Origin of the sequence: Acetobacter zythi (genome assembly GCF_963921165.1) — a bacterium.
Lineage (GTDB): Bacteria > Pseudomonadota > Alphaproteobacteria > Acetobacterales > Acetobacteraceae > Acetobacter.
The window spans coordinates 195,783-221,349 of the sequence record NZ_CAWUEO010000023.1; the positions used below are offsets into that span (position 1 = coordinate 195,783).

Here is a 25,567-nt window from a genome sequence, read left to right on the forward strand (position 1 = left end):
ACGGGCAACTGGGTTGCCAGATGCACACTGGCAGCAGATCTGCCATTCCAGTCCTCTATCGCTTCTCCTCGCGCCGAATAACACGGCGCGAGACACTGAGCGTTGCCCCAAGGAGGGCAAACCCGGCTGCCAGTTCAAGGCAATGTAAGGCTCCACCACTCCCTTGGGAAAAGCCAAAGACCAGAGCCACCAGTGCGGAGCCAAGCGCCCAGCCCAGTGTGCGTGCAACCGCCATCATACCACTTGCCGCACCACTACGGGTTGCTGGGCCGGAGGTCATGACGGTCAGGTTATTGGGCGTTTGGTAAAAACCAAACCCAATACCGCATAGCGCCATACGCCAGCATACATCCCAGAAAGCGGGTTGCGCGGGCATAAGGCTTAGGGTGGCTAGGCCCGTTGCCAGAATTGCCAGCCCTATACTGCTTAAAACCGAGGCCGGATGCCGGGTGGCCAGTCGACCCGCAAAGGGAGCGGCAACCGCAACAAGCACAGGCCAGGGTGTTACGAGCAGGCCAGTTGTTACGGCAGAAAGATGCATAACGGTCTGGAACAAAAAAGGCAGAGCAACATAGGCCAGTATCTGTGCCGTATAAGCGCAGATTGAAGTGAGGATTGAGAGCGAGAACAGTGGAATAGCCAGCAGGTCCAATGGCAGCATGGGCGTTTTCAGCTTTTTTTGCTGGCCATAAAGCAGGAAGGTGCAGAGTAGGCCTGTCCCGATCTCAAACACCGCCAGTCCTGTTTTCTTCTGCCCCAGCGCATCAACGCCCAGAATACCCAAGCCCAGAGCGCCCACATTCAGCAATGTGCCTACCCAGTCGAAAGAAAATGGAGCGCGGGGGCTGGCCGGGGCTGCCCGTAGGAAAAGAGCAACCGCTATCAGACCAATTGGAACGTTAATTAGGAACAGCCATGGCCAAGGAGCCACAGCCAGCACTATTGCTGCCAGAGTTGGCCCAACTGCGGCAGAAATGGCAACGGCCAGAGCGATGATGGCAAAAGCCTGATGCAGCATGGCTCTGGGATACACATTGCGCACAAGAGCGCCGCTCAGTGCTGCCATGCAGGCTGTTCCCAGCCCTTGCACCACCCGTGCCGCGATAAGAGTGCCCAATGAGCCTGAAAGCGCGCAGGCAAGAGATGCTGCTGTAAAAAGGGCGATCCCAAACCCGTAAACCCGCTTTAGGCCCAAAGAGTCTGCCAACGCTGCGGCAGGTAACAGGCTGACCGCAACGGCCAGATGATAGACATTGACGACCCAGACGGTCTGGGTCTCGCTACAGTGGAGGTCATGGGCGATGGTTGGGAGGGCAATGTTGGCAATCGCCCCATCCAGCCCACCCAGAACAATGCCAAGTACGGCGCAAAGCATGACCAGACGGCGCTGTGTGTCGGAAACAGGCAGGGAGGTCATAAAAAATCCGGTGTCCTAAGTGTTAAAAATTACAATTTGTATCTTAGTCTGCAAATACCAATGTTTTGCGGCTTTTCACAATGTGCATCTCAAACGGATTGGGGCCGTTTGCTGTCCGGTCCAATGCGCCATGCTTCTCTTCAGGACGTAAGCGGAGGACCTTTTTTGAATTCATGCAGGGTGTTGGTTGTTATGACAAAACCGTGGCTATAGGCTGTCAGGCCATCACAAGATACTTGGAGCGTATCACGCATCCATGCTGACCTTCCCAGTTTTTTTGGCGGGGTCACAGAGTGATCCCGTGGTTTTATATTCACTATTTTATGCTGTGATTTTGCATCTGGAACGCAGATTTTTGCGGTGTGTCACGCTCTTCTGGTCTCTGGTGGGAGTTTGAGCCAGAAGGTGCATGGAAGCATTAGGTTAGGCTTTGGTTGTCCCAACCATGTTGCTTAAGTAACGATGTAAGCGGGGCGAGCAGAATATATTCTGTGTGGTATCATAATACAGAGTTAAGTCTGAAAATAAGACTTATGCGTAAAAATCCCCGGAATTTTTTTCTTTCATGACGTTTTCAATGGTCTTGTCCACAAATTTTTCGTTCGCATTCACGCGCGCTTCTCGGATGTCACTGGCGTATACTTCGCCAGATCCGCTTACCGCCGCCTGAATATTGCTATTATTGCTTTTGGCTTGGAGTATGGTATCTCGGATATTGGATTGTGTCTGGTCTGTAAAAGAAACGGCATATCTGTACATTGTTACCCCTCCTGCTCTGCGTTGAATTATGAACGAATCTATAGATTCGTGTAAAATAAAATTTCATCGATGAAAATGATATTACCGTCGCTCACATAACAAATGCGTGATTTTGGGTGCGCTATGGCCGTTCGGGCTGTGGATTTGAGGCGAGATCTGGGTCTTGTGCCAAAGATTTTTCACGTTTTGTACAGGCATGGGTGGCGCGCACAGATTCCTCTGTATGTTTGCCAAGGAATGGAGAAACATGATCCAGATATTCCGGCAAGGACCATACGCAGGCAGAAGGGGCGATCGTGGGTAGTACTGAACCAAGTGAGTGGGCAACGGATGCCAATCTGGCTGTCAGGGTTGTTGCCATGCGCAGGGATACAAATGCCGCGGGCGATATTTTTGGTGGCTGGGTTGCCGCTCAGATGGACCTTGCAGCCAGTACCGCAGCCGAAGGGTTTGCGGGGTGCAAATGTGTGACCGTAGCCATTAACGGTATGGTTTTTCATCACCCCATGGCGGTCGGGGATGAACTGAATGTTTATACCCGGATTGTTAAGGTCGGACGCACGTCCATTACCATTTGCGCGGAATCTGTGCGGCGCATCAGGCGCACAAATATCCGGCAGAAGGTTACATCGGGCAATTTTGTTTTTGTTGCTGTGGATGAAGAAGGACGGCCACAAACCCTGAGCAAGGAGTGATTGGCCCCGCTTAAAATTCTTACTCGGCAAACTGCCTGTCTTTCAGGCAGTTTTTTTACAGATTGGCAATAATTTTAAGCCCGACCAGTGCTGCATCGGGGATGTGTGATGTTTCCCCCGGCCTGATCATATATTCAAATTCAGGCTGCACGGTTACCCCGGGCATGGCGTCTATGGCATAATAGGCTTCGATCACATGGGAGTCCGTTTGGGGCCCCCGGACCTGACTGCCCAGCGACAGGCCCGCATCTAGCGCATACATCTGACCAAGTCGTTTGCGATCACTCACATGGTACCACGAATACATAATGCCCAGCCTGTCTGTCAGACGGGTGGGGATCAGTCCGTTGAATGACAGCCCGGCGTAAGCTTCGTCCGAAATGGAGGAAACATGGGGTGTGTTATGGATGTATCCGGCCATCAGGTAACCACCGGCCATCTGGTTGCGCCCCCCCTTGCGGTAGATCATCTGGTCCCCTTCAAACCAGAAAATATCCATAGGAGCACTGCGTTCGCGGCCGGGCTGTGCAAGCAGGGAGGCGGGCTTTTTGCCCAGTTCGTCCGCATAGCGGGTTGTATCGTGCGCGTAGCCAAACACATAGTGGCCGGGTAGGCGGTTGCGGGTCAGGAAAGGCTGCCAGGTAAATTCCACAGGCAGCATCATGCCTGTTGTATCCTCGCTCCCCCATGACCATCCGCTCGGATTGCCGTTGAGGGGAGAGACCTGATACGCGCCAAGCTGGACCATGGTGTCCCGCGTGGGGCGGAAGCGAACGCGCGCCCCCCATGTTGCTTTGGGGTAAACCGAAAAACCCGGGTCCAGCTTCAGCGCTACGGGCGCGGAACACGTGACCATGAAGGAGCAGATAAGCGGCGATGTTGCAAAAACATGCGTCAGAGACATGCGCCCGAACGTGATGTCCATGCGATTGTTAAGGAACTGCTTTTCGGCGTACAGATCGACCAGATGGGCGACAACATGACCCGACAGGCCGTACACTTCCATCAGGTTGACATAATATTCGCCCGCCATGTCGTGCGAGACCTCGCGGCCAGCACGGTTCATAAGCAGCGTATGCACGGACCAGCCTTCCAGCCCTGCCATTTTGCCCAGATCAAAATTCATCTGCAATGTCAGCTCATGCACGTAGTCCATGCCGCGCTTTATGCCGCCATTGATGTTGCCCATGGCCTCCCCCTTGTAGGTAAAGGAAAAAGCAAACCCTTTTTGCTGCAAACGTGTTCGAAAAGGCATGATCTGAGGCACAAGGTGGCTGCTGCCCGCTGTTGGCACATAATAGGGGTCTTCCATATCAGTGCGGCGTTGGGCATCCACTTCGGACGGGAGAAGCCACGATGGCCCTTCCCGTAGGCTCAGGGGTTCCAGTGTCATGATATGATGGGGCTTTTTTGCCCCGTAATCATTCACGCTGGGAATATTCATTGTGGCAAGGCCCGGCCAGGGGGCAACTGGCACACCACTGGGCGGGAGGGGGGAGTTGAGGGGGCGCTGTAGAACATGGGGGTCGGGCAGAAGGGATTGGTCATCTGCCTGATGCATGGCGTGCTCGACCAGTGCCCGAGTATTGGCAGGGTTGGAAAGAACAGTTTGCGCATACACGGATGGGGCATGGCAGACGGCTGCAAACCCCCACGTGGCCAGAGCCAGTAATCCTGATGATTTGATGGTCATGTGGCGTTTTCTAATATGTTTTTATGGAAGATTTTTTTGAAAAACATATTAGAAAAAATACGTTTTTCTTTTTATTCTTTCCAGTTGCATGGTGCGGAAGATGCCGCGGCCAGTCATCCTTGTAAGGTGCTGAGAAACTGGATTTTGCGTAACATAGTTTTTGAAAAAACTTATTATAAGATAACGTGATTTGAAGCACATATTGGTGATTGATTGTGCATGGGTAATAAAAAACGCCCCGGATTTGAATCCGGGGCGTTTTTTCAAATGGAGAATATAAGCTGTCTGTTATGAAACATGCGGCTTGCGGGCATTGGCGGAGGCGACACGTTTGCCCCACTGCACCAGCATGTCCGTGCAGTCCGTGCGTTCGATCTGGCATTCAATAATGGTCGGGCCACGGTGGTTGGCCTGTGCCTTTTTAATGGCGTCTGCCAGTTCCGCCCCGGTTTTGACCGTCAGGCCAAGGCCGTGGCCTTCGCCTGCGTTAAACACGTTCATCAGACCGGCATAATCCCAGTTCTTGATGTAGTTGTATGGACCATCATGGATGGCAATTTCGATCACATAACCCCGGTTGTTCACAAGGAAGATGATAACGGGCAGTTCGTACCGTACCATCTGGGCCACTTCTTGCGCAGTCAGTTGGAAGGAGCCATCACCCACCATGACAATATGTTCGCGTTCCTGCGAACCCATGGCATTGCCAAAGGATGAAGGAACGGACCAGCCAATATGGCCCCACTGCATTTCTGTTTCCACGCGGGCGTGGCGGGGCAGGTGCATGCGCATGGCGTTGAACCAGGAATCGCCCGTTTCCGCCACAAGGGTGGTTTTGGATGTGAGCATGCCGTTGATCTGACGGGTCATTTCGTCATTTGTCAGGCGTGCATCGGGGGCTGCGGGGGCAATTTTGGTGGGCGTGTATTTGGAATCACGCGCGCTGGCAGGGCGGGAGGGGGCTTTTTTGGCCAGAGCGGTCAGGAATTCACGCAGTGTGAAGCCCTCAAACGTCTGCCCGCCAACTGTTACGCGGTTGGGGTCTGCCACCAGCACGTTCTCGCCCTTGGGCCATGCGGTCCAGCCAACGGTGGAATAGTCATTGAACACGGGCGCAATGCACAGCACGGCATCGGCTTTTTCCACAAGGTCCTGCGCGCCGGGGGCTGAGACCTCGCCCCAGTAAAGGCCACGGAAGTTTGCATGGTCTTCAGGGAACAGGCCTTTGGCTGCGGCCATAATGGTTACGGCACAGCCAATGCGGTCGGCCAGTGCTTCGGTTTCGCTCAGCGCATGGGCGGAGCGGGCTTTGGTGCCAACCAGCATAACGGCCCGTTCGGATTTTTCCAGCAGGGCTACGGCGGCGTTCACCGCAGCGTTCAGGCTGGTGGTGTCAGGCGTTAGTTCTGCCAGCAGGGAGGAAACCGGACCGGGGCGTGCGCATTCAGCAGAGGACACGTTGCACGCAATTTCCAGATACGCCGGTTTGCGCTCACGCAGGGCGGTGCGGATAACGTGGTCGATCTTGGCGGGGGCGGATGCGGCATCCGTAATGCTTTCGGCCGCACAGGTTACGTGGCGTACCATCTCAATCTGGTAGCCGTAATCCGTGTTGCCCAGTGTGTGGTGCAGCACATGGCCGCTGCCGTAGTCATTGCTGTTGGGGGAGCCGGAAATAAGGATAACGGGCAGGTTTTCCGCATAGGCACCGCCAATGGCGTTCATGGCGGAAATGGCGCCAACGCTAAAGGTCACAACAGCGGCGGCAGCACCGTGGGCGCGGGCATAGCCTTCAGCACTAAAGCCGCAGTTCAGTTCGTTACAGCAGTAGATCTGCTGCATGTCCTTGTTGAGCAGGAGCTGGTCCAGAAGAACCAGATTATAATCCCCAGCGACGGCAAAATGATGTTTCAGGCCAATCTGTGCCAGACGGTCGGCCAGATACATTCCAACGGTATAGGTCATGGTAACTGTGTGTTCCTTAAAAAATGGTCCTGCGAGCAGGGGCGTTGTCCCAGTTAAACGCGCGATGCCGGGGGGATGTCCAATATATGAAGTTGTTATAACCCATATGTTTCCAGTATGCCTTGAGGGGGATTGTGGAGGTGTTTTAACGTGAGAAACCGCAAGGAAGTCTGATAATTCAACGGTTTGCAAAACACGCATGGGCAAGGTCAGGGCAGGTCGTGAGGGGGCGTCCCATGGTGGGGCGTAAGGGTGTTCGGGGTGTTTCACCGCAACGTGATACAGGTCGGGACTGTACCGTGTATTGCGCATGAAAAAACGAGGTCATTTTCTTGTGTGTATCCAGTCGTGATTTGAAAAACGCTGAATTATTATTGACATCATCCAAGGTAATGGATCACAGACCACCATCTTTCTGAGGAATGGCAGGGTGTGGGCTGGTCTGGGCGGTATTCTTCAGGTCTGCTGGCACGCGGTCTTTGGGAACTTTGGGAATTGGGAGAAAAAGAATGGATGAACCATTCAGGACAGAACATCGGATCACTGCGGCCGATGTGTACCGGGTTCTCTTTGCACTGCTGAGTGCGGGGGTGGGGCTTGTGCTTGCCTATGGTGGCGGGCAGTTGCTGGCTTTAGGGGGATCGGCGTACTACCTGCTTGCCGGGCTTGCCTATGTGGCGTTGGCGGTGCTGTTTTTCCGCCGCAAAAGCAGTGCTTTGCCTGCATCAGTCGCGGTGTTTGTGGCAACATGCCTGTGGGCTTTGTATGATGCACCGCATATCGGCTACTGGGAGCTGCTGCCACGCCTGGTTGTGCCTGCCATTTTGCTCACTCTGGGTCTGTGGCTGGCTGCACTATTCCCCAACATAGGAAGCCCGGCCCGCCGCTGGAGCGCTCTGGGTGGGCTGGGTGTTCTGGTGGCTCTGGTGGGCACACTGGTCTCCGCTTTTTTTCCGCATGGGAGCATTGCCAACCCCGATGCCTTGAGTGATGTGGCCAAGGTGGCGCAGGCAGGTCAGCCCGATGCGCCAGAAAACTGGGAGTTTTATGGCCGGAGTGCGGGGGGTACGCGCTTTGCGCCCTATAGCCAGATCACGCCTGCCAATGTGGGCCAGCTCAAGGTTGCATGGGTTTACCGCACCGGTCGCCGCGTAAGCGGGAGCGGCTTTGGCACGGATGAAAACACGCCACAGCAGATCGGAAACGTGCTGTACTCCTGCACACCAGAAAACCTGATTACGGCCATTGATGCCGATACGGGGCAAAAAATCTGGAAGTTCAATCCCAATGCCGTTACGGCCGAGCACGTAAGCTGCCGTGGTGTTGGGTATTACGACATGGATGCGGATACAAGCCTGACACCGGAGCAAAAAGCCGCTTACACCGCGCCAGACTGCCACCAGCGTATTCTGGTTTCCTCCATTGATGCACGCCTGTTCGCACTGGATGCCCATAGTGGCGCTGTATGCACAGGCTTTGGCAATGCAGGGTTTGTGGACCTTAAAAAGCAGATGGGTCCGACCGAAAATAGCAAACGCTACCACCCCACCGCAGCGCCCGTGGTTATGGGGCATCTGGTTGTGGTTGGTGGATGGGTGCGTGACATTATGCCCGGTGAACCCTCAGGCGTTGTGCGCGCGTTTGATGTGCGCGATGGCTCCCTTGCCTGGGCGTGGGATGTTGGAAACCCGGATAACACACAAGCTCCGGCACCAGAGCAGACCTACACGCTGTCCACCCCCAATGTGTGGACGGTGCCCACATACGACAAGGAACTCAACCTTGTGTATCTGCCAACGGGGAATGGCCCGCCGGATTACTGGGGTGGGGACCGTAGCGCGGTTAACAACCGTTTTGGGGCAGCCGTTGTGGCGGTGGATGCCGCCACGGGCAAAACCCGTTGGGTCTCGCAGCTTATCCATCATGATGTGTGGGATTATGACCTGCCATCCCAGCCCGTTATGTATGATGTGACCAATGCGCAGGGCGAAAAAATTCCCTCCCTGATCCAGACCACCAAGACCGGCCATATTTTTGTGCTCGATCGGCGCACAGGCAAGCCTGTGACCGAGGTTGTGGAAAAGCCGGTTGCCACAACGCCTGCAGCGCAGGACGAACATCTCTCTCCCACCCAGCCTTTTTCCGTTGGCATGCCCACGATCGGTGCGGACCCGCTGAGCGAAGGGGCTATGTGGGGGGTCAGTACGTTTGACCAGCTTTACTGCCGGATCATGTTCAAAAGTTCGGTCTACACAGGGCCGTTTACCCCACCGGGTGAAAAGCCGTACATCGAATGGCCCAGCCTGCTGGGCGGGATGAACTGGGGCGGTATTTCGGTAGATGAAAACAGTGGTCTCATGTTTGTTAATGACATGCGCATGCCGCTGCGGATGTCTTTGGTCACGCGGGAGGACGCTAAAAAATTCAAGGTCTCAACGGACGAGGTCCCGGGCTTTATGGGAACCATCCGCCCGCAGTTGGCCGGGCCTTATGGCGGGGTTAAAATTGATATTCTGCAATCGCCACTGGCCGTGCCATGCAGCACGCCGCCCTTTGGCACCATGACGGCCATTGACCTGCACACCAAAAAAATTGTTTGGCAGGTTCCCATGGGCACAGTGGAAGACCTTGGACCACTTGGGGTTAAAACCCACCTGCCTGTGCCAATTGGCATGCCAACACTGGGTGGCCCCACCTCGACCGCATCGGGGCTGGTCTTTTTTGCCGGAACGCAGGATTACTATCTGCGCGCACTCAACTCGCGGACCGGGCAGGAAGTGTGGAAGCAACGCCTGCCAGTGGGGGCTGTTGCGGCTCCCCTGATTTACCGCTCGCCCAAAACCGGGCGGGAATATGTGGTCATTTCCGCAGGTGGTGCCAGCCATTCGCCTGATGTTGGGGACTATATTATTGCCTATGCCCTGCCAGAAGGGGCGACCGCGCACTAACTTTGGGTGTCAGGCGGAACGTATGGGGCCTGCCCGGTTTGTTATAAGCCGGGCAGGCCTTTTTTTGTGCCATATGGCTGTTGTGCCCATAGGCGGTTTTCAGGGCAGCAGGTCGAGCACCAGCCTGGCCGGGCGGCAGGCCTGCGCCCCTTTGGGTGTGACCACAACAGGGCGGTTGAGCAGAATGGGGTGCTGGGCAATGGCGTCCAGTATCTGGCTATCTGTTACATCGGGTTTGTCCAGACCGAGTTCTGCGCACAGTTTTTCCTTTGTGCGCAAAAGATCGCGCGCACCCAGTTTGTCGTGGTGCAGAATGTCTTCAAGCTGTTTACGGCTGGGTGGTGTTTTAAGGTAAAGCACCACCTCGGGTTCTATGCCCGCATTGCGCAGCAGTTCCAGCACGGAGCGGGACGTACCGCAGGACGGATTGTGGTAAACTGTTACAGTCATGTTACACGCCTCTTTGACAAAGGCGCGATTGTTGCATGTTCTGCAAGGCTGGCAAGGGCCTGCATGCCCCGGATCAGGCCGCGACAAACCATGGGGTAGGGAAGAAGGGAGCAGGGGCCGCGTGCGCACATTAACCGGCTGGTGGCAAAAACCGTTCTCCATAAGCAAAAACGTGTGGGCCGGGCTGTCTTTGGCATCCATGAACATTCCGCAGGTTCTGGGGTATGCACGTATTGCGGGCATGCCCACAGTAACAGGGCTGTATACGGTGCTGTTTCCATTGGTGGCCTTTGCGCTGTTTGGGTCCTCCCGCCATCTGGTTGTGGCGGCGGATTCTGCAACTGCTGCTATTTTTTCCAGCGCCCTATCGGAAATGGAGCCGGTGGGCAGTGCTGCCTACATTCATCTGGTTAGCGCCGTTGCCTTGCTGAATGCAGGGTTTTTGCTGGCGGCCCGCCTGTGCAGGCTCGGTTTTCTGGCTGATTTTTTGTCACGCACTGTGCTGGTTGGTTTTTTGGCCGGTGTGGGTGTGCAGGTCAGCATGAGCATGCTGTATGACATGGTGGGGCTGGATGCGGCATCGCATAATACGCTGGCGCAGTTTGTGGGGCTTGTGCGGGCAGGTGCGCATATGCACCTACTTACGGTTGGTATTTCCTGCATGGCATGTGCGTTGCTGCTGTGTGGCGCGCGGTTTTTGCCGGGCCGGCCCGTGGCGCTGGTGGTGGTGTTGGGTGGGCTGGGGCTGAGCTGGGTTTTGGGGCTGGCCCAGTATGGGGTTACTGTGCTGGGGCCAATGCAGGGGGGCTTGCCGCATTTTGCGGTACCCGTGGTCTCGTGGCATCAGTTTTTAGCACTTCTGCCTGTGTCTGGTTCCTGCGTGTTTGTTATTATCGCGCAAAGTGCAGCCACATCCCACGCTTTTGCCTATAGGCTGCACGAAACAGTGGATGCCAATGCGGACATTGTGGGGCTGTGTGCGGCCAACGCTGCGGCCGGGTTGAGTGGCACATTTACGGTCAATGGCAGCCCGACCCAGACCGCCATGGCCGTGCAGGCTGGGGGAACAAGCCAGAAGGCGCAGCTTGTCTTTGCTGGGGTCACCTTATGTGTGCTGCTCTTTTTTACCGGGCCACTCCAGTATTTGCCCCGCTGCATTCTGGGTTCGGTCGTGTTCTGTGTTGCCGTGGGCATGATTGACACAGCAGCCCTTAACCATATCCGCAAGGAAAGTCCGGGGGAATTCAGGCTTGCACTGGTTACAATGGCCACGGTGGTGAGTATTGGGGTGGAGCAGGGCATTTTTATTGCCATTGCCCTCTCTTTGTTTCGGCATGTGCGGCATAGCTACCGGCCCCATACCATGGTGCTCAAACCAGACCCGATAACGCATGAGCTTGAGGCCATACCCGTTCGTGCAGGGGAGCAGACAGAGCCGGGGCTTGTGGTTTACCGGTTTTGTGCGGACCTGTTCTACGCCAACTGCTCGCTTTTTGCTGAGGATATTGACCTCCTGCTGTCCAGCGCTCCAACGCCGGTGCGGTGCATGGTGGTTGATTGCAGCGCCATTACGGATATTGACTATTCCGCAGCCAGTGTTGTGCGCGATGTGCTGTTCCGTTTGCACATGCAGGGCGTGCGGGTTATTTTTGGCCGTGTTGCGTCCTATGCGCTGGCCGATATGGAGCGGCACCATATTGTTAAGGCTTTGGGGGAGGGGAATATTTATGCCCAGCTCCATCAGGCCATGGCCAGCGCGCAGCATACGGTGGAGCAGCAGCCACCCACCAGCGCGCTGGAGATTGGCCCGTAAAGACCTGTGCTTTTTGGTGGAAGTTGGGTGTCAGAGCCTAAAACTGGCGGATGCTCTGCCAGATCATATAGGCGGCAACAACAAAAATCAGGCTGGCAAATATGGTGGTTAGTCTGCCCGTGGACCCTGCCAGTGCGCGTGACGCCTTTGTGCCAATGCTACAGCCAACGGCTCCTCCCAGAATAAACAGCCCGGCAAGCTGCCAGTCCACATAGCCCGAGAGCATGTAGCTGAACGTGGTGCTAAACCCAAAAGCCGCCACAGCCACAAGCGATGTGCCAACCGCGTTAAGGATGGGCATGCTGGTAGAGGCCATAAGCCCCGGCACGATCAAAAATCCTCCACCAATACCAAAAAAGCCGGATAACACGCCCGTGCCAAACCCACAGGCCATGACCTTGGGTGCGTTTTCCCTGTTACAGCTTGCGCCGGGGCAGCCGGTATTGTGGCGGCCACGGATCATAAGCACCCCAACCCCGATCATAAGAATGGCAAACAGGAGCAGCAGGTGCCTGCCATCCACGGCCTTGCCGAGGGATGCCCCCAAAAAAGCCCCGCCCACACCGCACAGGGCAAAAATACCAGCGCACCGCCATTTTACGGTTTTGTTGCGCGCATGTTGCGCCAGCCCCACCAGTGCGTTGATGGAGACAGAGAGCGCGCTGGTGCCAATAGCCACATGCGCGTTAGGCACCCCAACCAGATAGACCATAAGGGGCACGGCCAGAATGGACCCACCGCCCCCAACCAGCCCAAGGGTAAACCCCACGGTTGCGCCAGAGGCAATTTCCAGCGCGATATGCAAAATGTGGGGCGTTAACATGGGTTCTCCGCAGTATGGTTGGGCAGGGGGCTGAACAGCTTACAGGCGATTGACTGGAATTTTGATATAGCTGACGCCATTGTCCTCCGGTTCGGGCATATGGCCCCCACGGATATTGACCTGCACGGAGGGCATGATCAGGTTAGGCAGGCTCAGCGTTGCGTCCCGCGCGGTACGCATGGCCACAAAGTCCTCTTCGTTTACACCATCATGCACATGAATATTGTGTTCGCGTTCGGCGCCTACGGTTGTTTCCCATGCAAACGTGTCGCGCCCCGGTGCTTTGTAGTCATGGCACAGGAACAGGCGGGTCTGTGGGGGTAGGCTCAGCAGGCGGCGGATGGAGTGGTACAGCATGCGGGCGTCCCCACCGGGGAAGTCGGCCCGCGCGGTGCCGTAATCGGGCATGAACAGCGTATCGCCAATAAAAGCGGCATCCCCGATAATAAAGGCCATATCCGCCGGGGTGTGGCCGGGTACATGCAGGGCCATACATTCCAGATTGCCCAGCTTAAAGCCTTCGCCATCGCTGAACAGGTGGTTGAACTGGGAGCCATCGCGCGCAAATTCGGACCCGGCATTGAATATTTTGCCAAAGACTTCCTGCACACGCACAATATCAGCCCCAATGCCCAACTGGCCGCCAACCTGTTCTTGCAGCCATGGGGCGGCGGAAAGGTGGTCGGCATGGGCATGTGTTTCCAACTGCCAGACCACATGCAGGTCCTGTGCCCGCACGTAGTCCACAATCTGCTGGGCGGAGGTGAAGTTGGTGCGGCCCGATGCTGCGTCATAATCCAGAACGCTATCTATAACGGCAGCCTGCTTTGTGGCGGGGTCATGCACAACATGGCTTGCGGTAAAGGTGGCGGGGTCAAAAAAACTCTGCACTACGGGTCGGGTCTGCGGATGGCGGAGCATCATCAGAATCTGGGCCGTAGCTGTTGTGATGGCGGTATCCGACATGGGAGACTCCGATTGTTAATAACTTACTGTAACATTGTATATTTGATTTCACTAAATATGAAACCATCTTGCGTCAAGATCAGGATTTCGCGTAAAGGAAACTGCCATGAACGATCGCATAGCAGATGCCTGTCCTTTGGTGCCTCTCGCCTCCTCTTTGAAGATCGGGGACGAAGCGCCTGATTTTACGGCCCGGACCACGCAGGGGGACTTTACACTCAGCAGCCTGCGGGGGCGGTGGGTTATTCTGTTTTCGCATCCGGCGGATTTTACCCCTGTCTGCACCAGCGAATTTATTGCCATGGCGCGCGCTGTTCCCCAGTTCGAGGCCATGGACTGTGCGCTGGTTGGTTTATCGGTGGATAGTCTGCCTGCACATCTGGCATGGCTGGAAGCCATACGCTCACGCTTTGGCGTAACAATCTCCTTCCCTGTGATCGAGGACCCCTCGCTGGCTATTGCCCGTGCCTACGGTATGCTGGATCTGGATGCGCGCAATAGTGCTACCGTGCGTGCGGCGTATTTTATTGACCCCAACGGCATTGTGCGTGTGATTACCTGGTACCCTGCAACGGTTGGCCGCTCCGTGGCCGAAATGCTCCGTGTGCTCTCCGCCCTGCAACGGGTGGAGCGGGGGGATGTCATGACCCCCGAAGGCTGGATACCGGGGGCGGATGTGGTGCTGCCCGCAGGCCAGACGCACGAGGATGTTATGGCCGCAGGCCCGGACTGGTTTATGAATATGAGCCGGGATACCGAGGCATGAGTGTGCTGAGTGTTGAGGAAGCCAGACAGCTTGTTGAATGCATGAAGCTGTTTGCCCAGCCGCAACGGCTCATGATTCTGGATGCTCTGCTTGAGCGTGGTTCTCTTGCTGTGGGGGAACTGGAAGCCTGCACCGGTATAGGCCAGCCCACCCTGAGCCAGCAGCTTGGCGCCTTGCGGCGGGCGGAAATTGTGGTGCCAAGGCGTGAATCCCGCACAATCCATTACAGCCTTGCCAGCGAGGAGGAAGCTCTGCGTGTGCGCGCCCTTATAGGCCTGCTCCGTGGGGAACGTGCCGCCCTGCCCGCTTTGCGGGCTGTGTCCGAACGGTATGGAGCGGGTAGCCGCACCACAGCCCAGCGGGAGGCGGAGGGCGGGGCACAGTTTGCCTTCATCCGCACAAACGATACATCCCGCTCCTAAAACGGGCGTGCTGGTACGCTGTGGCTGGGCGGAAAGCAATGCCCTGCTCCGTGCATACCATGACCACGAGTGGGGAAAACCCGTAACAGATAGCCGCGCCCTATGGGAGGCGCTGGTGCTGGAAACATTTCAGGCCGGGCTATCGTGGAATACGGTTTTACAAAAACGTGAGCATTTCAGGCGGGTTTTTTGTGGGTTTGATCCGCGCAAAGTTGCCGTGTTCACGCATGAGGATGAAGAGCTGTTACTGGGGGATGCTGGTATTATTCGCTCCCGCGCCAAAATTGCAGCCACAATAGCCAATGCGCGCGCATGGCTTGCTATGGAGGATGCGGGGGAGGATTTTTCCGCATTTGCATGGGGTATGGTGCGTCAGGCCCTTGCACATGAGCGCGGCACGGGGCTGGAGCCGCATTCTCCCTTGTCCGCCACTGTTGCAAAAGCCCTCAAACACAAAGGGTTCCGGTTTGTGGGGCCAACAACCGCACAGGCATGGATGCAGGCCGTTGGTATGCTCAATGGGCACGAGGCCGCGTGTTTTTGCTACCGGGGCGCTTCTTCCACGCCCTGATCAGGCATGTTGCCGATTGCTCCCGTTGCAAAGCCAAGGCTGGCTGCGGCAATAAGGGCGGCGTAATACGCATCCGATCGGGCAAGCTGTGCATCCAGCAGGCCGCTCTGGGCCAGTGTTGCGGGTGTTATGGACCCCACACCACTGCGGTAGGCTGTAAAAGCGGCATCAAAACTGGTCTGGGCCGCAGCTTCCAGCTTGGTGGCTGCGCGGTATGCGCTCAGGCCCGTATGCAGGCCGTTTTGTGCGGCAACAATCTGTTTGGCTGAGTCGTCAAGTGTCTGTTCCAGCGTGACCTGTGTGCTGTCTGCGCGGTTCTGTACCTGCTTCAGCACGGCGGCACGCATGCCACCGTCAAAAATAGGTACCGAAATACCCCCCAGAACAAGACTGCTGAAGTTGTTGGAGGACAGGTTGAGGGTGGGCGAGGAATCCGACCCCGCACCCGGCACGGAGGAGAGAGCCAGATGCCCCGTGGTATAGGCGACGTTACCTGTAACAAAAACCTTTGGCAAAAACTCGGCTTTTGCTGCTGTTACGTTGCTGCGCGCAGCTTTTGCCGCGGCATAGGCCGCCAGCACATCCGGGCGTTGAGAGACGGCAGTGCGGATCATGTCATCCGTCATGCGCATGTCGTTTATGTTAAGGGCGCGGCCGGCCACGTCTTGCGTATGCAGTTGGGTGGAGGGGGCAATACCCATGGATGTCATGAGTTCCAGATAGGTGTTTTCAATGCCGTTCTGGGCCTGTACCAGCCGCAGTTCCGCCTGTGCGGTCATCTGCTGGGTCTGGGCAACATCCACAATGGTGCCCTGCCCCTGCCGCAGGCGCGCCTCGGCTGCGGCCTGAACACTCCGGGCATTGCGGAGTGACTGTTCGACCAGCCCTGCACGCGCTACGGCCGCTGCGTGTGTGTAAAAAGCCAGTGTTACACCGTAAATGACTTTTTGGTGGGCAGCGGTAAACAGCACATTGCTGGCTAACTGCAACTGGGATGCGGCGTCTATCATGGCTTCGCGTTTGCCAAAGTCAAAGAGCAGCCATTCCATGTTCAGTGTCTGGACTTCGCCCTGCCCGTTATTGTGGGTTCTGGGCGTGTCGGTGTTGTTAATAACACCGCCTACCAGCCCACCGTTTTCAACATTCACCGAGCTGTTGTTGTGCCGGGTGCCATACCCGCCAACAATGGAGGCTGTCAGATGCGGCACGTAGGCTGTGCGGGCAATACCGACCGTAAGTGCCGCATCCCGCGCTGCATCCCATGCTCTGCGTGTGCTTGGGTTGTTTGACTGGGCAATATCTATCAACTCGGGGAGCGAATAGGTGTGTGTCGGGTTTATGCTGCTATCCGCAGGGCGGGGGGTAAGGGCATGGTTGGCGGGCAATACGTAGCCGGGGGGGAGCATAAGCCCACGGCGGCCTGCCTTGCCGGGCAGGAGTTCGCCATTGGCGGCTACGTTGGGCTGCCACGGCATATCTGGCCGGGCGGGGGCGCTGTCCAGTGCCTGTGTGGCGCAACCCGACAGGCCCAGCAAAAGGCAGGGCAGGCCAAGCAGGACCCGGGTCTGTGCGCGGTGTGTCATGTCAGGGCTTGTTCCATGTCCTGTATGTGTTGCTGAACGGCTTTTTGGCGGGATGGTAGCAGCCCGTCCTCGGCTACAATGGCGGCCTGTCGGGTGATGGTGGCATAGGTGAGCAGGAGCGGCATGCGCGCGCGCATATGTGGGGGTTCGGCCTCTGCCAGTTCCAATGCCCGCTCCGTGCTGGACAGGTCTTCCTGCACCGTTGCGGCCAGTCGGGTGTGCTCGGCCACGTTGGTTGTGGCGATCTGTTTTTTCAAAATATCCAGCAAAGTGCTGCAGCGTTGTGCGATTGGCGCATAGGCGCTGGATGGCCAGAAGGTGGCGAATACAGCATAGGTTATAAAATTTCCAAGCAGAATACCAATAATACGATCGCGGGCGGTGGTCATGTCTGTTGTGGGACCATAACCTTTGAGGTCACTCAGAAAAAAGGCAAGGCCGATCTGGAAGCCTGCATAGGCTATGCGTTCATCTCCATTTTTGACCCATGATGCAAAAAGCGAGACAACAAAAATAAGCAGGAGAAAAGCTGCAATATTATAAAGATGAGGCATAACGAAAATAATTGAGGCAATGCCAATCGCCCCCCCCACCAGCGCGCCACTAATACGCAGGCGGAGCTTTGTTGTCATTTCCCCCACCGTGGGCAGGGCAACAATAAAGCACGTGATGATGCAGGTATGGATGCCCGGCCAGTTCAGAATGGTGAAAATAAAATAGCTGATGAGAACAGCCGCTGTGCCCTTGACCGCAAAACGCACGTGTTCGGGGTTGCTAAAGGCATCGGGGGTAAAAAAGCCGGATTTCTGCTCAGGCTGGGGTGTATTTTGCGGTGTGGGTGCGGCGGGGTCTGTAAAACCGTGTAGCACAATGGCCAGTTGGGCCAGAGCCGGGGCGTTGTCTGGTGCGTTCAGGAGGGGAATATCCTGCGGGTATGCATTGTGCGAGAACATTTCCGCCATGTCGCGCAGGGTTTGTGAAAACTCCAGACTGTTTTGCTGTTTCTCCCCACCCCGGAAGGCCGTGTGCGCTAGAGCTAGGGCCGCAACGCTGGAATAGGCTGATTGCTCCATGTGTGCGAGCTGGTCCTTGTGCAGGATTTTTTCCAGCTTGGCCATTTTAAGCAGTTTGAGCATACCGCTTGCCCCTGCACGCAATGTGGCGCGGGCGTAGTCCAGTTGGTAGCCATCGGGCTGTTCCAGCAATGTGGCGCACAGGCGCAGGCGGGCTGCAATTTCGCGCATCATCAGCGTTGCGGGGGAGGGGCAGATCAGTGGGCCACATATGATCATGACCGCGCCGGGGACCAGAATAAACAGGTCCGCGTAAAGCAGTGCGCGGGTTGCAATTTCGCCAATCGGTGCCTGATCCGCAACGACCAGTGCAAAAACAACGATCAGCCCCAAAAGATAGGCAACGGGTTTGAGCTTGCTGGCCGAGCCTAGAAAAAAGAAGATAAAAGACAGCAGCATAATGGCAACCACCTGACCAAACGGGTGGTCCAGTGTCAGACGGATCAGCACGAACAGCAGCGCCAGAATCGCTACGATCAGGATGTTGATCGCAACACCTGCGATCATATTGGTTGTGCGGTCCTTCTGCCACACAGCCATGGTGCACAGCGCAGGGACCGCCACATCGGGGATCTGCCATATCTCCCCGATCAGCACGACCATGGAACAGGCCGCCGCCATGCGCAGGCTATGGCCGCCCCGGCCCGGCAGGGGGGCGCGTATCAGCCACCATATCCGCGCCAGTGTGCTCTCGCCTGTGTCAGTCGCAGGCGGCGCCATGGCGTATTTCCACTGTGGCTGTGGCCCCAAGCCGCAGCAGTTGCGGGTTGGCCTGTTCCAGCCTGATCCGTACCGGAAAACGCTGGGCCACATGCACCCAGTCCATCTCGCGCGGGACAATCGGCAAGGTGCGGCTCAGGCCTGCGGAATCAGCGGAAAAAACGCCCCAGCCAATGCTTTCCACATGGCCACGTATGGGGGTGCTCCTGTTGATCATGGAATAGACCGTGGCGCAGTCACCCGGATGAATGGCATGGAGCGTGCCTTCGCGCATGTTGGCGGTTACAAACCAGCCGTCATTGGCGATGAGCGTAAACAGAACCTGCGATGGAATAAGGACTTCTCCCGGAATGACCCGCAGACTGGTCACGTATCCATCGGCTGGGGCAATAACGGTGGTCTGGCGGAGGGCATAGCGGGCTTGCGCCAGTGTGGCCTCGGCCACCTGCCGTGCCGCCATGGAACTGTTGAGGTCCCCTACCGCCACCTGTGCGGCGCTGGCCTGCAGGTGGCTCTGGTCCAGTGTTATGCCGGAATCGTGTAGGGCAACCTGTGCCTGATCATATTGCTGCCACGGAATATAGGATTTGCTGGCCAGCGGGCGCAGGCGTTCCACGGTGCGTTCGGCCAGTTCATGGTTGGTTTTGGCGCGCATTGCCTGATTTTTGGCAATATCGGCATTGGCGGCTTCCACCGCCACCAGCCGCTGCTGCTGCTCAACCCCTGCCTGCGTGAGCGCCAGCCCGGCGGTGGCCTGCTGCACGGCCAGATTATAGGGTTCGGGGTCCAGTTGGTAGAGCACATCGCCCTTTTTGACCGACTGGTTGACGTGGACATGCAGGGTTTGCAACCGCCCACCAACCGTGGAGGCTATGTGCACCACCTCGGCATCCACCGTTCCGGTATCGGACGATGGGTAGGATTCGTCCTGACCCAGAACGTAATAACCAAGGGCTGAGGCCGCAGCAATGCAGATGGCGGCTATGGCAAGGCCAATGGGGTTGCGGGTGGAAAGAGAGACTTTTTTCATGCGTTACGGCCCGAATGCCAAAAGCCAGAACAGCAGGCCTGTTATGGTGCCAAGAGAGACATAGGTGAACAGCCGCAGCCTGAGCAGGGCGTCAATGTCTGTGGCAAGGAACAGCACACGCAGCCCGACCGCCACAAGAATGCCAAACAGACCGCAGAGCATCCAACTGGGGAAGTATGCTCCGGCCAGTGGAAAGGACGGTGCGCCCGCAACCTTGCAGCCTGCCAGAGGCAGAAGCAGAACAGGTATGGCGCGCTGGAAGGGTTGATAGCGCATGGTCATCTCATTAGGACGTGAACATGCTTTTACTGTCAAGAAAATGCAGTCATTAGTGGTATTTATGTGCCATTTTTTGGATAAGGCATGGTCGTTAATTTTATACTAACTGGTTTTGATGGGGGGGAGGTCAAGTAATGACGCAGAATGTCATTCAGCAACGTGTGGCGCTGGCACGCAGGGGAGCTTACCCCAAGGTGATCGGGCGCATGGCATCGGGCTGGCTGGTGGTGGCGGATACGCAGCCGGTGGCGGGATATTGCATATTGTTGGCAGACCCCGCCGTGCCCAGCGTGAATGACCTGCACGGCCAGCAACGGCAGGATTACCTGCAGGATGTCGTGCGTGTGGGGGATGCGCTCCTTGAAGTTACGGGCGCTGCGCGCATCAATTACGAAACATGGTGCAATCAGGCCCCATCGCTCCATACCCATATTGTTCCGCGTTATGCGACGGAGCCGCAGGCCCAGCGGTTGCTTCCGTTATGTGTTGCGTATGATATTGCTCAGGCGCGGGCATTTAACGAGCAGGACGATGCGGCGTTTATGCAAAAAATGCGAAAAGCGCTGGGGATTTGCCCGGTAGGGGAGAATAACGTGGCTGATGGATTGACATTATACGGCATTAAAAATTGCGATACCGTGCGCAAGGCCCGCAACTGGCTGGAAGAGCATGACGTTGCGTATATCTTCCATGATTACAAGCTGGCAGGCATTACCGAGGGCAAGCTTGTTGCATGGGTTGCACAGGTAGGGTGGGAAAAACTTCTGAACAAGGCAGGCACAACGTTCAGAAAGCTGCCAGATGCGGATAAAGCGGATCTGACGGAAAAACGGGCCATAGCACTTATGGTTGCCCATCCAACCCTGATCAAACGCCCGGTGCTGGAAATGCCACAGGGTTTGCAGGTGGGCTTTAAGCCAGAACTTTACGCGGCGGCGCTGGGTAAAATCTAGGTTCACAAAAACAGACTGCCGCCCAACCAGAAAAGGCAGGGCGGCAGGGTATTTTTTATTCCTGCTCGGGAGCGGAAGCAGAGTTGAGCTGGATGTAGCGTTCAACCCCGATCTGCTTGATCAGGTCGAACTGGCGATCAATGAAGTCTTCGTGTTCTTCTTCATTGGACAGGATTTTCAGCAGCAGGTCGCGGGATACGAAGTCACGCACGCTTTCGCAATAGGCAATGCCTTCGCGCAGGTCGCTCATGGCCTTTTCTTCCAGCTTCATGTCGCATTCAAGGATTTCCTTGACGTCCTGCCCGATCAGAATCGTGTTCAGGCGCTGTACGTTGGGCAGGCCACCCAGATACAGAATGCGTTCGATCAGCCAGTCAGCGTGACGCATTTCCTCAATGGATTCTTCGTATTCTTTTTTGCCCAGCAGGGTTACGCCCCAGTGGCGCAGGGTGCGGGCATGCAGAAAATACTGGTTGATGGCGGTCAGCTCGTTGGTGAGCTGGATGTTCAGATGTTCAATAACTTTGGGGTCTTTGACCATGGTGGTTTACTCGCAATGAAAGGAGGAACTGGTGCGGACCATAGTATAAAATATGTCCATTCGCAAACAAAAAAATGTGCAAAATCAAATGCTTTTGAAGAAATAATTATCACTTGCAATAAGCTTACTTCTGGTTGCGAGTGATATGCATGTATTTACCCTTGTTTTTATTTATTCTCAAGTGCGAGGGGTAGGGATTCTCGTATTTCATTAGAGTAATTCGCATCTGGCATGGCGTTTGCGGGCCGCTTTATCCGGCTGAGTCTATGAAGTGTTGCAAAGTCGTAGTGTGTGTTCAGCAACCCCAGATCGTAGGCGAGGGAGGCTGTGTACCCGCTTAGCAGTACCCGCCAGTCCAGCCTGTAGCGGGTGCGGGCGTTGGCCCTTGCCAGAATTTCCGTTGTGCAGTTGTCCATAAGCGTATTGTACCACCGGGGCTGGGTGGTCAGCATGTGTATTTCCGACAGGTAGTTTCTAAAAACGGCCTCACGCGTCTGGGCGGAGAGTTCAAGGCGGTACAGATACACACGTTCTTTGCGTATATCCGTACGCACACCAATCAGGTCACGTTCATCGGCTGTAACGTAAGTGAGTTCGTAATGATGAAAAAATCCGGCAAGGGTGGAATAGGCAAATTTTTTCTGGCGTCGTGTTTCAATGGATACGGCAAGGTGTCGGCCATCATCAAACCCGAAGGATAAAAACACATGGGCAATGCTGTCTCCCGCCCAGTAGGAGGTTATCAGGTCTATGGTGGCCAGGTGGTCCAGATTAAAGTCTGCGTTGTAATAGTGCGCGGTGTAGTCGGTTTCGGTTTTATACGTAAAATCGCGGATATTGCGCACATGCACAACGCGCCCATCCTGTATGGCATCGGCCAGAACGGCATATTCCCCGGCCCATTCACGGTTGTTGCTGGGGCGGTCGGTGTAGAACCAGATGGCAAAACACACGCCAACACCGCTTAGGGCTACAAGGCGGCGCATTGGCTGACGTATGAACAGGATTGCCGCGCACACCCCACCACACAGCACGGTGGCTCCAAGGCGCAGCAGGTCCGGCTCCAGCGTGGAATAATACAGGGCCGCACAGGCATAAATTGCAAACATGCAGGTCGGAACGGTTAGTCTGCGTTTTGTGTGGCGGCGCGTGCGCGGGGGCCTTGTCATGGTTGTGGCTTTGCCCATGCCGCGGGAATGACGTAGTCCCCACCAATCCGCATGATGTTGGTGTGGTTCATATCGCCCTTCATGCGGATGTCGGGCAGGGTTGTGGCCAGTTGTTGCAGCAGAATACGGCGCACTTCTGCAATGGTAATGGGGTTAGCCTGCGTGGAATGCCCGGAGTTGCGGACAACCAGTTCACTTTGCACCTGTGGGTCATGTGCGCTGGCATAGGTCACAACGCCATCATCGGCATGACTCAATGGGCCATTGCCTATGACGGGAATAATGGAATGGCTTTGCACATCTGGCGCAACAGGCACGGAGGCCAGTGCCTGTATGAATGCGCTGCGGGGGGACATGCCATAAACACTGCCAAGGCGGCCGGGACTCATATCCACTTTAAGAGCACCAGTATTGCCCTGCAGGATTTGCTGGGTCACTTCTGTAATGGCTGCGGGGAAGGTGACCATCCGCCCGATAAGATGGGCAATGGAAAAATCCGCCAGATAACTGCCGTGCTGTGGAGTGGAAATAAACACAACACTTTTGACTTCAGGCATGGGGGTGGGAAAAAGGGATCGTTCCAAAAACTGGTGTACATTGGCCGAGAGATTGAGGCTGGAAAGGGAGCGCTGGGTCAGCCCTTTCCACAAGGCATCATGCGGATCAATGGCCAGCATTTTTGCCAACAGCCCGCCCTGGCTGTGCCCGATCAGGGTAATCTGCCCCAGTGCGGGGTCGGCTTGTGTGCCGCCCAGATCATGAATGGTGCGGTTCAGGGCATCGCGCAGTTGCAGGGCGGAGTAGGGAATGGGGTTGCCCGTTGCATAGGAAAAAAACCAGAATTCATAATGCTCCCGGATTTGTGGGTCTTCGAGCAGGTCATTCACCATATCCGCCCAACGTCCGGGGCTGGATGCCGTGCCATGCACAAGCACGACGGGCCTGTGGCCATACTGGTGCGGTTCTATGGCAATAAGCTGCGCACGCTTGTTAAACAGATTGCCATCCAGAAAACCCTTGTATTCCACAGACCAGTCCACCGCATTGCTCAGGCTGATCGCGCGGGAGGCGGTCTGGTCATATTGGAGGGGAATAACGCCGTCTGTTGTGGGCAGGCTGGATGTTCTGTCAATGGTTGCCAGTGTCAGGCGCCCAGAAATCTGGTTTGTAAAAATCTGCTGGCGGGGGGTGGGAATGTCCAGCAGAAGGTTAACGGGAATACGCAGCTTGTCGGTAATGGAAAAGGAAATCTGGCTATTGGCCGGTGGGCGTGGAACCGCGGCCAGAGGTTCCCCCAGCCCCGCCTTGCGATAAATGTTTTTGATCCCACGCACAGACAGGCGTGCGGTGGGGCGGAAGTCGGTCAGGGTGTAGCCATACCATTGTGTCTGCGCGGGGTCGGTGGACAGGTCGAGTGTTCCAAATGGCAGCGTCCAGCGTTGCGGTGTCACATTAACCGGGTTGCCCAGCGCTTCGGTCAGGCCAAACATATATATGTCGCAGGCTTGCCGAAAATGCACATCATACGGGTTGGGTTTTGCGTGTTCTGGCCCATCGGGGTTCAGGTAGGCGTAGGCATAAAGCGCGGCAGCCATAAAAGCCGTACGGTCCGTGTTCTGGCGGGCCATAAGGTAGTGCAGTTCCGCCAGAGCAAAAAGCTGGTCCTGTAGATCGGGTGTATAAAACTGCGCCTGTGTGCTGGCGCGCAGGATGGCCAAAGCCTGTGCCGGATTTTTTTTCCATTTGGGCAACAGGTTCTGGCGCTCAAGCACAATGCGGGTGGTGTTGCTCAGGGTCTGCCCGCTCAGCGTGCTCTGGCTTCGTTCCTTGTAGCTGTCCGTCAGGCTCAGGCGTTGCACGGTAATGGGGGCCGCACAGCCAGAAAAAGCCACACAGAGCGCTACCCATGAAAAACGGGAACACAGAGCACTGGATAAAAGGCGGGGAGGGGAGGGCATCCGATTCTCGGTTTGAAATCGCGGTCAAATAATGTCTGATGGTGTAGGGTGTCTGCGCCATGCTGGCAAATTGCGCAGTTATGGCGATGCCCCTGGACCAAGGGCCAATGCAGGAAAGGTTGGTGTGTTGAAGCTGCTTTGCTGTGCGTCTGAGTTGCCCCCGGCTGTGCGTAAAGGGGAACTGCCGAATGGGGCCGAGCAGGTTGCAAATGGCTATGACCAGCAAAAAGTGGCGGCTTACCTGCCATCCATCAGCCAGCTTACCGTGTATTATGCTCCAGATGTTACAGCACCTGGTGCTGAGGGGCATATGCTGCAACCACAACCGGCCCTACGGGACAGAGATTATGGTTTATGGTCTGGTCAAAGCTTGCAAGTGCTGGGGCCAGCGGAACAGCTTGCGTTTTTATCCGATGCAACATTTGCCCCACCCGGGGGGGAAAGTTTTGCTGGCAGTTCCCAAAGGATAGCCCTCTGGTTGGGTAGCCTCAGCCAGACTCCGCCCGTTGCAGTGGTGCTGGCACGCCCTGCTGTTGTGCGGAATCTGGTTTTGCACGTGTTGTATCCGGGTGGTCCTGTGGGTCTGGCCCATGCCGCGCGGGTGGATGTGCCGCCCCTGAGTTATAGCCTGTTGACCTGCCACGCCGGCCGGTGGCGCGTGGGTATGCTGGGTGCTCCGGTGTAGGGAGCGGCCGCTTCCTTTTTTTTTGCTCGCGGCAGTTGGTGCATGGGGTTATAGCCTGACCCCATTGGTCGAAGGTTCCGTGCGAACGGATGAAAAGGGAACACCGTCAGCGCCATTATGGAGCAAGTCGGAGACTGTACCCGCAACTGTAGGCAGAAGCCCACACCCGTTGCCCCAACTGAGGGGCAGCCACTGGTGCATAACCGGGAAGGCAGGGTGCAAGGCGTATCTGCAAGTCAGGAGACCTGCCTTCGTCTTTGCATGCCATGTCACCGGGCGGGGCCGACC

General features: G+C 56.3%; 22 protein-coding genes, 1 pseudogene and 1 riboswitch. Of the genes and pseudogenes, 9 read left to right on the top strand and 14 right to left on the bottom strand.

The window, feature by feature from the left end; all coding sequences use genetic code 11:
• Nucleotides 1–55 precede the first annotated feature (55 nt).
• Nucleotides 56–1,417, bottom strand: a complete 1,362-nt coding sequence (locus AABE20_RS09570) for an MFS transporter (RefSeq protein ID WP_338332840.1) — start codon at nt 1,415–1,417, stop codon at nt 56–58.
• A 531-nt stretch (nt 1,418–1,948) separates the two neighbouring features.
• Nucleotides 1,949–2,176, bottom strand: a complete 228-nt coding sequence (locus tag AABE20_RS09575) for a hypothetical protein (protein WP_338332841.1) — start codon at nt 2,174–2,176, stop codon at nt 1,949–1,951.
• Between the two features lie 359 nt (nt 2,177–2,535).
• Here AABE20_RS09575 and AABE20_RS09580 point away from each other — a divergent pair, with 359 nt between their 5' ends.
• Entirely contained in the window at nt 2,536–2,871 is a 336-nt protein-coding gene (locus tag AABE20_RS09580; RefSeq protein WP_338332959.1) for an acyl-CoA thioesterase, read from the top strand.
• 55 nt (nt 2,872–2,926) lie between these two features.
• Here AABE20_RS09580 and AABE20_RS09585 read toward each other — a convergent pair whose 3' ends face one another.
• Both AABE20_RS09585 and AABE20_RS09590 read right to left on the bottom strand, forming a co-directional pair.
• The gene (locus AABE20_RS09585; protein ID WP_338332842.1) at nt 2,927–4,564 is read right to left on the bottom strand and encodes a carbohydrate porin; all 1,638 of its coding nucleotides are present in this window, start codon (nt 4,562–4,564) and stop codon (nt 2,927–2,929) included.
• 288 nt (nt 4,565–4,852) lie between these two features.
• Nucleotides 4,853–6,529: an alpha-keto acid decarboxylase family protein gene (locus tag AABE20_RS09590; protein ID WP_338332843.1), complete on the bottom strand. Its 1,677-nt coding sequence runs from the start codon at nt 6,527–6,529 to the stop codon at nt 4,853–4,855.
• Nucleotides 6,530–7,038: 509 nt separating this feature from the next.
• On the opposite strand from AABE20_RS09590, the gene AABE20_RS09595 reads away from it, so the two are divergent.
• Nucleotides 7,039–9,477 (top strand): membrane-bound PQQ-dependent dehydrogenase, glucose/quinate/shikimate family, encoded by a 2,439-nt coding sequence (locus tag AABE20_RS09595; RefSeq protein ID WP_338332844.1) that lies wholly within the window; start codon nt 7,039–7,041, stop codon nt 9,475–9,477.
• A 99-nt stretch (nt 9,478–9,576) separates the two neighbouring features.
• On the opposite strand, the gene arsC is transcribed toward AABE20_RS09595, so the two are convergent.
• Nucleotides 9,577–9,927, bottom strand: a complete 351-nt coding sequence (gene arsC, locus AABE20_RS09600) for an arsenate reductase (glutaredoxin) (protein WP_338332845.1) — start codon at nt 9,925–9,927, stop codon at nt 9,577–9,579.
• A 121-nt stretch (nt 9,928–10,048) separates the two neighbouring features.
• Here arsC and AABE20_RS09605 point away from each other — a divergent pair, with 121 nt between their 5' ends.
• A complete protein-coding gene (locus tag AABE20_RS09605; RefSeq protein ID WP_338332846.1) occupies nt 10,049–11,740 on the top strand; it encodes a SulP family inorganic anion transporter in 1,692 nt (563 codons plus the stop codon).
• A 37-nt stretch (nt 11,741–11,777) separates the two neighbouring features.
• Here AABE20_RS09605 and AABE20_RS09610 read toward each other — a convergent pair whose 3' ends face one another.
• Both AABE20_RS09610 and AABE20_RS09615 read right to left on the bottom strand, forming a co-directional pair.
• Nucleotides 11,778–12,563, bottom strand: coding sequence for a sulfite exporter TauE/SafE family protein (locus tag AABE20_RS09610; RefSeq protein ID WP_338332847.1), 786 nt, complete (start codon nt 12,561–12,563; stop codon nt 11,778–11,780).
• 39 nt (nt 12,564–12,602) lie between these two features.
• Nucleotides 12,603–13,529, bottom strand: a complete 927-nt coding sequence (locus AABE20_RS09615; RefSeq protein WP_338332848.1) for an MBL fold metallo-hydrolase — start codon at nt 13,527–13,529, stop codon at nt 12,603–12,605.
• Between the two features lie 106 nt (nt 13,530–13,635).
• On the opposite strand from AABE20_RS09615, the gene AABE20_RS09620 reads away from it, so the two are divergent.
• The 3 genes from AABE20_RS09620 to AABE20_RS09630 are packed head-to-tail and all read left to right on the top strand — an operon-like array spanning nt 13,636 to nt 15,288.
• The gene (locus AABE20_RS09620) at nt 13,636–14,295 is read left to right on the top strand and encodes a peroxiredoxin (protein WP_338332849.1); all 660 of its coding nucleotides are present in this window, start codon (nt 13,636–13,638) and stop codon (nt 14,293–14,295) included.
• Entirely contained in the window at nt 14,292–14,717 is a 426-nt protein-coding gene (locus AABE20_RS09625; protein ID WP_338332850.1) for an ArsR/SmtB family transcription factor, read from the top strand. Before AABE20_RS09620 ends, AABE20_RS09625 begins: the two co-directional genes overlap by 4 nt.
• A 7-nt stretch (nt 14,718–14,724) precedes the next feature.
• Complete coding sequence (locus AABE20_RS09630; protein ID WP_338332851.1) at nt 14,725–15,288, top strand: DNA-3-methyladenine glycosylase I; 564 nt, start codon at nt 14,725–14,727, stop codon at nt 15,286–15,288.
• Here AABE20_RS09630 and AABE20_RS09635 read toward each other — a convergent pair.
• The 4 genes from AABE20_RS09635 to AABE20_RS09650 are packed head-to-tail and all read right to left on the bottom strand — an operon-like array spanning nt 15,261 to nt 19,970.
• A complete protein-coding gene (locus AABE20_RS09635; RefSeq protein ID WP_338332852.1) occupies nt 15,261–16,871 on the bottom strand; it encodes a TolC family protein in 1,611 nt (536 codons plus the stop codon). The genes AABE20_RS09630 and AABE20_RS09635 overlap by 28 nt on opposite strands.
• Nucleotides 16,868–18,664: an FUSC family protein gene (locus AABE20_RS09640; protein ID WP_338332853.1), complete on the bottom strand. Its 1,797-nt coding sequence runs from the start codon at nt 18,662–18,664 to the stop codon at nt 16,868–16,870. The genes AABE20_RS09635 and AABE20_RS09640 overlap by 4 nt, the downstream gene beginning before the upstream one ends.
• Nucleotides 18,645–19,694 carry a multidrug transporter subunit MdtN gene (gene mdtN, locus AABE20_RS09645; protein WP_338332854.1) on the bottom strand — a complete coding sequence of 350 codons (1,050 nt, stop codon included), beginning with the start codon at nt 19,692–19,694 and terminating at the stop codon, nt 18,645–18,647. The genes AABE20_RS09640 and mdtN overlap by 20 nt, the downstream gene beginning before the upstream one ends.
• A 3-nt stretch (nt 19,695–19,697) precedes the next feature.
• Nucleotides 19,698–19,970 (bottom strand): YtcA family lipoprotein, encoded by a 273-nt coding sequence (locus AABE20_RS09650; RefSeq protein WP_338332855.1) that lies wholly within the window; start codon nt 19,968–19,970, stop codon nt 19,698–19,700.
• A gap of 137 nt (nt 19,971–20,107) precedes the next feature.
• Here AABE20_RS09650 and AABE20_RS09655 point away from each other — a divergent pair.
• Together AABE20_RS09655 and AABE20_RS09660 are read left to right on the top strand one after the other, a co-directional pair.
• A pseudogene (locus tag AABE20_RS09655) lies at nt 20,108–20,551 on the top strand (HIT family protein); the annotation flags it as partial.
• The gene (locus AABE20_RS09660; RefSeq protein ID WP_408740861.1) at nt 20,525–20,926 is read left to right on the top strand and encodes an ArsC family reductase; all 402 of its coding nucleotides are present in this window, start codon (nt 20,525–20,527) and stop codon (nt 20,924–20,926) included. The pseudogene AABE20_RS09655 and the gene AABE20_RS09660, both read left to right, overlap by 27 nt.
• A gap of 55 nt (nt 20,927–20,981) precedes the next feature.
• Here AABE20_RS09660 and bfr read toward each other — a convergent pair whose 3' ends face one another.
• The 3 genes from bfr to AABE20_RS09675 all read right to left on the bottom strand — a co-directional run bounded on the left by bfr (nt 20,982) and on the right by AABE20_RS09675 (nt 24,594).
• Nucleotides 20,982–21,467, bottom strand: coding sequence for a bacterioferritin (gene bfr / locus AABE20_RS09665; protein WP_025826363.1), 486 nt, complete (start codon nt 21,465–21,467; stop codon nt 20,982–20,984).
• A gap of 167 nt (nt 21,468–21,634) precedes the next feature.
• Nucleotides 21,635–22,636: an Lnb N-terminal periplasmic domain-containing protein gene (locus AABE20_RS09670; protein ID WP_338332856.1), complete on the bottom strand. Its 1,002-nt coding sequence runs from the start codon at nt 22,634–22,636 to the stop codon at nt 21,635–21,637.
• Nucleotides 22,633–24,594 (bottom strand): esterase/lipase family protein, encoded by a 1,962-nt coding sequence (locus AABE20_RS09675; RefSeq protein WP_338332857.1) that lies wholly within the window; start codon nt 24,592–24,594, stop codon nt 22,633–22,635. Before AABE20_RS09675 ends, AABE20_RS09670 begins: the two co-directional genes overlap by 4 nt.
• A 124-nt stretch (nt 24,595–24,718) precedes the next feature.
• Here AABE20_RS09675 and AABE20_RS09680 point away from each other — a divergent pair, with 124 nt between their 5' ends.
• Nucleotides 24,719–25,279 carry a histidine phosphatase family protein gene (locus tag AABE20_RS09680; RefSeq protein ID WP_338332858.1) on the top strand — a complete coding sequence of 187 codons (561 nt, stop codon included), beginning with the start codon at nt 24,719–24,721 and terminating at the stop codon, nt 25,277–25,279.
• Nucleotides 25,280–25,334: 55 nt separating this feature from the next.
• Nucleotides 25,335–25,546, top strand: a riboswitch (cobalamin riboswitch).
• The last annotated feature ends 21 nt before the right edge of the window (nt 25,547–25,567 follow it).

Bases quoted from the DNA above. Each gene is read 5' to 3' on its own strand.
- AABE20_RS09570 (WP_338332840.1), bottom strand. From the start codon at position 1,417: ATGACCTCCCTGCCTGTTTCCGACACACAGCGCCGTCTGGTCATGCTT.
- AABE20_RS09575 (WP_338332841.1), bottom strand. From the start codon at position 2,176: ATGTACAGATATGCCGTTTCTTTTACAGACCAGACACAATCCAATATC.
- AABE20_RS09580 (WP_338332959.1), top strand. From the start codon at position 2,536: ATGCGCAGGGATACAAATGCCGCGGGCGATATTTTTGGTGGCTGGGTT.
- AABE20_RS09585 (WP_338332842.1), bottom strand. From the start codon at position 4,564: ATGACCATCAAATCATCAGGATTACTGGCTCTGGCCACGTGGGGGTTT.
- AABE20_RS09590 (WP_338332843.1), bottom strand. From the start codon at position 6,529: ATGACCTATACCGTTGGAATGTATCTGGCCGACCGTCTGGCACAGATT.
- AABE20_RS09595 (WP_338332844.1), top strand. From the start codon at position 7,039: ATGGATGAACCATTCAGGACAGAACATCGGATCACTGCGGCCGATGTG.
- arsC (WP_338332845.1), bottom strand. From the start codon at position 9,927: ATGACTGTAACAGTTTACCACAATCCGTCCTGCGGTACGTCCCGCTCC.
- AABE20_RS09610 (WP_338332847.1), bottom strand. From the start codon at position 12,563: ATGTTAACGCCCCACATTTTGCATATCGCGCTGGAAATTGCCTCTGGC.
- AABE20_RS09615 (WP_338332848.1), bottom strand. From the start codon at position 13,529: ATGTCGGATACCGCCATCACAACAGCTACGGCCCAGATTCTGATGATG.
- AABE20_RS09620 (WP_338332849.1), top strand. From the start codon at position 13,636: ATGAACGATCGCATAGCAGATGCCTGTCCTTTGGTGCCTCTCGCCTCC.
- AABE20_RS09625 (WP_338332850.1), top strand. From the start codon at position 14,292: ATGAGTGTGCTGAGTGTTGAGGAAGCCAGACAGCTTGTTGAATGCATG.
- AABE20_RS09635 (WP_338332852.1), bottom strand. From the start codon at position 16,871: ATGACACACCGCGCACAGACCCGGGTCCTGCTTGGCCTGCCCTGCCTT.
- AABE20_RS09640 (WP_338332853.1), bottom strand. From the start codon at position 18,664: ATGGCGCCGCCTGCGACTGACACAGGCGAGAGCACACTGGCGCGGATA.
- mdtN (WP_338332854.1), bottom strand. From the start codon at position 19,694: ATGAAAAAAGTCTCTCTTTCCACCCGCAACCCCATTGGCCTTGCCATA.
- AABE20_RS09650 (WP_338332855.1), bottom strand. From the start codon at position 19,970: ATGCGCTATCAACCCTTCCAGCGCGCCATACCTGTTCTGCTTCTGCCT.
- AABE20_RS09660 (WP_408740861.1), top strand. From the start codon at position 20,525: ATGCGAAAAGCGCTGGGGATTTGCCCGGTAGGGGAGAATAACGTGGCT.
- bfr (WP_025826363.1), bottom strand. From the start codon at position 21,467: ATGGTCAAAGACCCCAAAGTTATTGAACATCTGAACATCCAGCTCACC.
- AABE20_RS09670 (WP_338332856.1), bottom strand. From the start codon at position 22,636: ATGACAAGGCCCCCGCGCACGCGCCGCCACACAAAACGCAGACTAACC.
- AABE20_RS09675 (WP_338332857.1), bottom strand. From the start codon at position 24,594: ATGCCCTCCCCTCCCCGCCTTTTATCCAGTGCTCTGTGTTCCCGTTTT.